The 5,055-nt window shown below is 72.1% G+C and carries 6 protein-coding genes; 4 read left to right on the forward strand and 2 right to left on the reverse strand.

Annotated features, from left to right (window positions below):
- Positions 1-184: 184 nt before the first annotated feature.
- Positions 185-1,063, reverse strand: a complete 879-nt coding sequence (locus ACTHJJ_RS10140; protein WP_440302821.1) for a DUF3097 domain-containing protein — start codon at positions 1,061-1,063, stop codon at positions 185-187.
- 188 nt (positions 1,064-1,251) lie between these two features.
- Between ACTHJJ_RS10140 and hrcA the strand changes: the two genes are divergently transcribed.
- From hrcA to ACTHJJ_RS10160, 4 genes are all read left to right on the forward strand, one after another.
- A complete protein-coding gene (hrcA, locus tag ACTHJJ_RS10145; RefSeq protein ID WP_440302822.1) occupies positions 1,252-2,295 on the forward strand; it encodes a heat-inducible transcriptional repressor HrcA in 1,044 nt (347 codons plus the stop codon).
- A gap of 18 nt (positions 2,296-2,313) precedes the next feature.
- Positions 2,314-3,444, forward strand: coding sequence for a molecular chaperone DnaJ (gene dnaJ / locus ACTHJJ_RS10150; protein WP_440302823.1), 1,131 nt, complete (start codon positions 2,314-2,316; stop codon positions 3,442-3,444).
- Between the two features lie 7 nt (positions 3,445-3,451).
- Positions 3,452-4,195 (forward strand): 16S rRNA (uracil(1498)-N(3))-methyltransferase, encoded by a 744-nt coding sequence (locus ACTHJJ_RS10155; RefSeq protein ID WP_440302824.1) that lies wholly within the window; start codon positions 3,452-3,454, stop codon positions 4,193-4,195.
- A 137-nt stretch (positions 4,196-4,332) separates the two neighbouring features.
- Complete coding sequence (locus ACTHJJ_RS10160) at positions 4,333-4,770, forward strand: DUF6918 family protein (protein ID WP_440302825.1); 438 nt, start codon at positions 4,333-4,335, stop codon at positions 4,768-4,770.
- An 81-nt stretch (positions 4,771-4,851) separates the two neighbouring features.
- Here the strand turns inward: ACTHJJ_RS10160 and ACTHJJ_RS10165 are convergent.
- A partial coding sequence (locus ACTHJJ_RS10165; RefSeq protein ID WP_440302826.1) for a Gmad2 immunoglobulin-like domain-containing protein occupies positions 4,852-5,055 on the reverse strand: 204 nt, incomplete at its 5' end.

Here is a 5,055-nt window from a genome sequence, read left to right on the forward strand (position 1 = left end):
CTCACCGCCTACCCGAGCGGTTCGACCGAGCCGGACTACGCCTCGGTCAAGTACGCCTCCGGCCAGTCCGTCGTCAACACCGTAGTCATCCCGCTCGGCGCGGACGGGTCCATCCGCGTGCGAGCCGGCTCAGCGACATACCTCAAGGTCGACGTGCTGGGCTACATCCGGTCCTGAGCCGACCCTAGGGGGCGGTCACGAAGTCGATGAGCTCCTCGACGCTCGCGAGGAGGGTCGGCTCGAGGTCGGCGTAGGTCCGCACCCGGCCGAGGATCCGCTTCCAGGCCATGGCGATGTCGGCCTGCGTCTCGTGGGGCCAGCCGAGCGCGGCACAGATGCCGTGCTTCCACGAGGTCCCGCGCGGGATGACCGGCCACTGCTCCCAGCCGAGCCGGGCTGGCCGGACGGACTGCCACACGTCGACGTACGGGTGGCCGAGGACGAGGACGTGCTGGGCCAGCCCCGGCAGCGCCCGGGCCTGCTCGACGATGCGCGCCTCCTTCGTGCCGGGCACGAGGTGGTCGACGAGGACGCCGAGCCGGCGACCCGGACCCGGCTGGAACTCGGCGATGATCCCGGCGAGGTCGTCGACGCCGTCCATCATCTCGACGACGACGCCCTCGATGCGCAGGTCGTCGCCCCAGACCTTCTCCACGAGCTCCGCATCGTGGCGGCCCTCGACGTAGATCCGCGAGCCGCTGGCGACCTTGGCCCGGGCGTCGTGCACGGCCACGGACCCACTCGCGGTCCGTGACTGCGCCGTGCGGGCGGCGGCCAGCGCGGCCGACGCCGCGGCGACCGGCTTCGTCAGCGTCACCGGGCGCCCGTCGACCAGGAAGCCGGGGCCGAGCGGGAAGGCCTTCGTGCGCCCACGTCGGTCCTCGAGGTGCACCACATGCATCCCGCCGGCCTTCTCGACCCGGACCACCGCGCCGACCCAGCCGGTCTCGACCTCCTCAACGACGAGATCGGGCTCGGCAGCCACCTCAACTGACCGGCCGCGCCGTGGGGCGCGCCAGTCGCCGGAGAGGACGTCGGAGCCGTAGCGGTCGATCGGGGGCACGATGAGAGAGGGTATGCCGCGCAGCCCGGTCGGTCTCGGACCGCCACGCGGCTGGGTGGTCGGCACGAAGCACGGGCTGGTCCACCTGGTGGAGGAAACGTCGTAGACTTGGCACTCGGGACCCGAGAGTGCCAGCACCCGACCAGCGTCAGGGCACGGCGAGACGACGACCGAGAGGAGGCAGCGACATGTCAGAGGACCGACGACTGCACGTCCTCCGCGCGATCGTGCAGGACTATGTCCACACCTCCGAACCGGTCGGCTCCAAGGCACTCGTCGAGCGGCACCAGCTCGGCGTGTCCGCGGCGACCGTGCGCAACGACATGGCCCTGCTCGAGGAGGAGGGCCTGATCCATGCGCCGCACACCTCCGCGGGCCGGGTGCCGACGGACCTCGGCTACCGCGTCTTCGTCGACCGGCTGAGCGAGGTCAAGCCACTCAGCCGGGGTGAGCGCACGGCCATCACGCAGTTCCTCCAGGGCGCCGTCGACCTCGACGACATCGTCGACCGGACCGTCCGCCTCCTCGCGTCGCTGACCCGGCAGGTCGCCGTCGTCCAGTACCCCTCGCTGACGCGCTCGACCGTGCGCCACATCGAGCTCGTCCCCGTGGGCGGGACTCGCGTCATGGTCGTGCTCATCGTCAACACCGGCCGCGTCGAGCAGCGGATCGTCGACACCGGGAGGGAGCTGGCCACGCTCGACGGCGAGGCGCTCGTCGCCTCCGTCCGCACCCGGATGAACGAGGTGGCTGCGGGAGTGCCCTTCCGGGTCGCCGCGACCTCGCTGCGCACCCTCGTCGAGGAGTTCCCCGAGGCCGACCGGCACGTCCTCGAGCCGGTCGTGACGGCGCTCGAGGAGGCCCTGGTGGAGGAGCGTGAGGAGCGGGTCGTCCTCGCCGGCCAGTCGAACCTGGCCCGGTCGCGGGCCGACTTCCCTCGCTCGATCGGGCCGATCCTCGAGGCACTCGAGGAACATGTCGTGCTGCTGCGCCTCTTCGGCGAGCTCAGCGACGATCCCGAGCTCGTCTCGGTGCGGATCGGGCACGAGAACCCCGTCTCCGGCCTGCAGTCGACCTCTCTCGTCTCGGTTGGGTACGGAGCCGGGAGCGAGCCGGTCGCCAGCCTCGGTGTGCTCGGACCGACCCGGATGGACTACCCCACGACCATGGCCGCGGTGCGTGCCGTGGCCCGCTATGTCTCCGACATCCTCGGGGACGCACGGAGCAACTGAACCCAAAGGACCACTTGCTTGAACGACTACTACGCCGTCCTCGGGGTCTCGCGCAGCGCGAGCCAGGAGGAGATCAAGAAGGCCTACCGTCGCCTCGCCCGCAAGCTGCACCCCGACGTCAACCCGGGTCCGGAGGCGGAGGAGGAGTTCAAACGCGTCTCCCAGGCCTACGACGTCCTGTCCGACCCTGAGAAGCGACGCGCCTTCGACCACGGCGCCGACCCGTTCGCGGCCGCCGGACAGGGTGGGTTCTCCGGCGCGGGCTTCTCGTTCAGCGACGTCATGGACGCCTTCTTCGGCGCCGGCGCGGCCGGGGGCGCCCGAGGACCGCGCGCCCGGGTGCAGCGCGGTCAGGACGCGCTGGTCCGGCTCGACATCGACCTCGCCAAGGCCGTCTTCGGCTCGGAGGAGGAGCTCACGCTCGACACCGCGGTCGGCTGCCGCAGGTGTGATGGTGACGGCGCCGAGCCCGGCACGGGACGGCACACCTGTCCGATCTGTGGCGGCACCGGTGAGGTGCAGCAGATCCAGCGCAGCTTCCTCGGCCAGGTCATGACCTCGCGGCCGTGCGTCGCCTGCCAGGGCTACGGCTCGACGCTGACCGATCCCTGCCACGACTGCTCCGGCGACGGCCGGGTCCGCACCCGGCGCACCCTCAAGCTCAAGGTGCCCGGCGGCGTCGACACCGGCACCCGCATCCAGCTCGCCGGCGAGGGCGAGGTCGGCCCGGGCAACGGCCCGGCGGGCGACATCTACGTGGAGATCCGGGTCCAGCAGCACGACGCGTTCAGCCGCCGCGGCGATGACCTGCACGTCACGGTCGAGCTGCCGATGGCGACGGCGGCGCTCGGCACCACCATGAAGCTCTCGACCTTCGACGGGATGCAGGACGTCGACTTCCGCCCGGGCACGCAGCCCGGCGACGTCGTCACCCTGCGGGGGCTCGGCGTGACGCACCTGCAGCGCGGCGGCCGCGGCGACCTCCGGGTCCACGCCAACGTCACGACGCCGACGCACCTCACCGAGGAGCAGGAGCACCTGCTCCGCGAGTTCGCCGCGATGCGGGGCGAGGACCGGCCGGACGGCCGCCTCCACCCGGTCGACAAGGGCCTCTTCGGGAAGCTACGCGACGCATTCAAGGGCGAGTGACACCGACGTGACCCACCAACTCTTCCTCGGCCCACCCGAGACGGTGGCCGCGGCGGAGGTCGGTGGCTCGGTCCTGCTCGACGGAGACGAGGGGCGGCACGCCGCGGCGGTCGTCCGGATCCGGCCGGGGGAGCGCTTCTACCTCTCCGATGGCGGGGGCGGGCGCCTCCTCGTGGCCGCGGAGGAGGTCGACAAGTCGTCGGTCCTTGGCCGCGTCGTCGAGCGGACGCACGAGCCCGCACCGGATCCGCGCCTCGTCCTCGTCCAGGCCCTCGCCAAAGGCGACCGCGACGAGCAGGCGATCGAGGCGGCCACCGAGCTCGGCGTCGACGAGGTCGTTCCGTGGCAGGCCGAACGCTCCGTGGTCGTCTGGCGCGGTGACCGCGCCCAGAAGTCCCTCACGAAGTGGCGCGCCGTCGTGACCCGGGCGACGAAGCAGTCGCGCCGGTCCCGTATGCCGCTCACCGCCGACCCCGTGGACCTCGCCGCGCTCGTCGGTCGGGTCCAGCGGGCCACCCTCACCGTCGTCCTCCACGAGGACGCGACGGAGCCGCTCGCCGGCGTCCCGCTGCCCGAGTCCGGTGACGTCCTCGTCGTCGTCGGCCCGGAGGGCGGCATCAGCGACCGCGAGCTGGCCGCCCTGGGCGAGGCGGGTGCCCGCCCCGTCCGGCTCGGGTCCACGATCCTGCGCGCGTCCTCGGCCGGGCCGGCTGCCCTCGCCGTGCTCAACGCCAGATCTCGCTGGGCCTGACCCGGCGGACCCGGCTGGCCTGACCCGGCGGACCCGGCTGAGCGGCATCCGGGCAGGGGGCGATGGGCCGTGGCGCAGCTTCGGCACATATGGTGCGTCCGTCCCAGCCCACACCCATCCCATGGAGGTAGCCCGTGGTGGCAGCCCTGGAGGACACGCTCCTCAATGCCCAGACCGTCCCGGCCGTCAGGGCCGATGTCGAGGCCCTGGTCGACTCGGTGGTGTCCGACAAGAGAGGTGCGTCGGGTCTCGCTCTGAAAACCGGCTACGCCGCCCTGAGGAGGGTCGGCCCCACGATCGTCCCGCGGGCGGTCGAGCGGCTGCTGCCGGCCTTCGTCGAGAAGCTCGAGCCGTTCTGGCAGGACCACGCGGGCAACGGGTCGTTCGCCGGCTATCTCTCTGCACGCGACGGGCAGGTGGCCGACGCCCTGCTCGGAGTGACCGACGAGCGCGTCGCGGGCACCTCGAACGGCGCCGTCAAGAAGGTGTACGCCTCCCTGCGCCCCTCGGCGCACCGCCATGTCGTCGACGCCCTGCCGCGTCTCGGGGCGCTCGTCGAGAAGCACGCCGGCTAGGAGCCCGCCGACTCCCGAGACGGCTCAGGCCGTTCCGGCCCGCTGCACATACAGCGGGCCGGAACGGGTGGCACCCCTCGCCTACTTGAGGGTGAACGGCATTGTCGCGGCCGCGGAGACCGAGCCGTCCTTCATGCTCGTCTCGAAGACCTTGACGACGTAGTCGCCGGCCGGCAGGGCGGTGGTGGTGAAGCTGTACTCGCCGCGAGATGGAGCCGAGACGTCGGCCGTCGTGTGACCGGAGGCGACCGTCGTGCCGCCCTTGGTGATCGCCCATTGGACGTT

This window comes from Intrasporangium sp. (assembly GCF_051961875.1).
In the GTDB taxonomy this organism is placed as follows: Bacteria; Actinomycetota; Actinomycetes; order Actinomycetales; family Dermatophilaceae; genus Intrasporangium_A.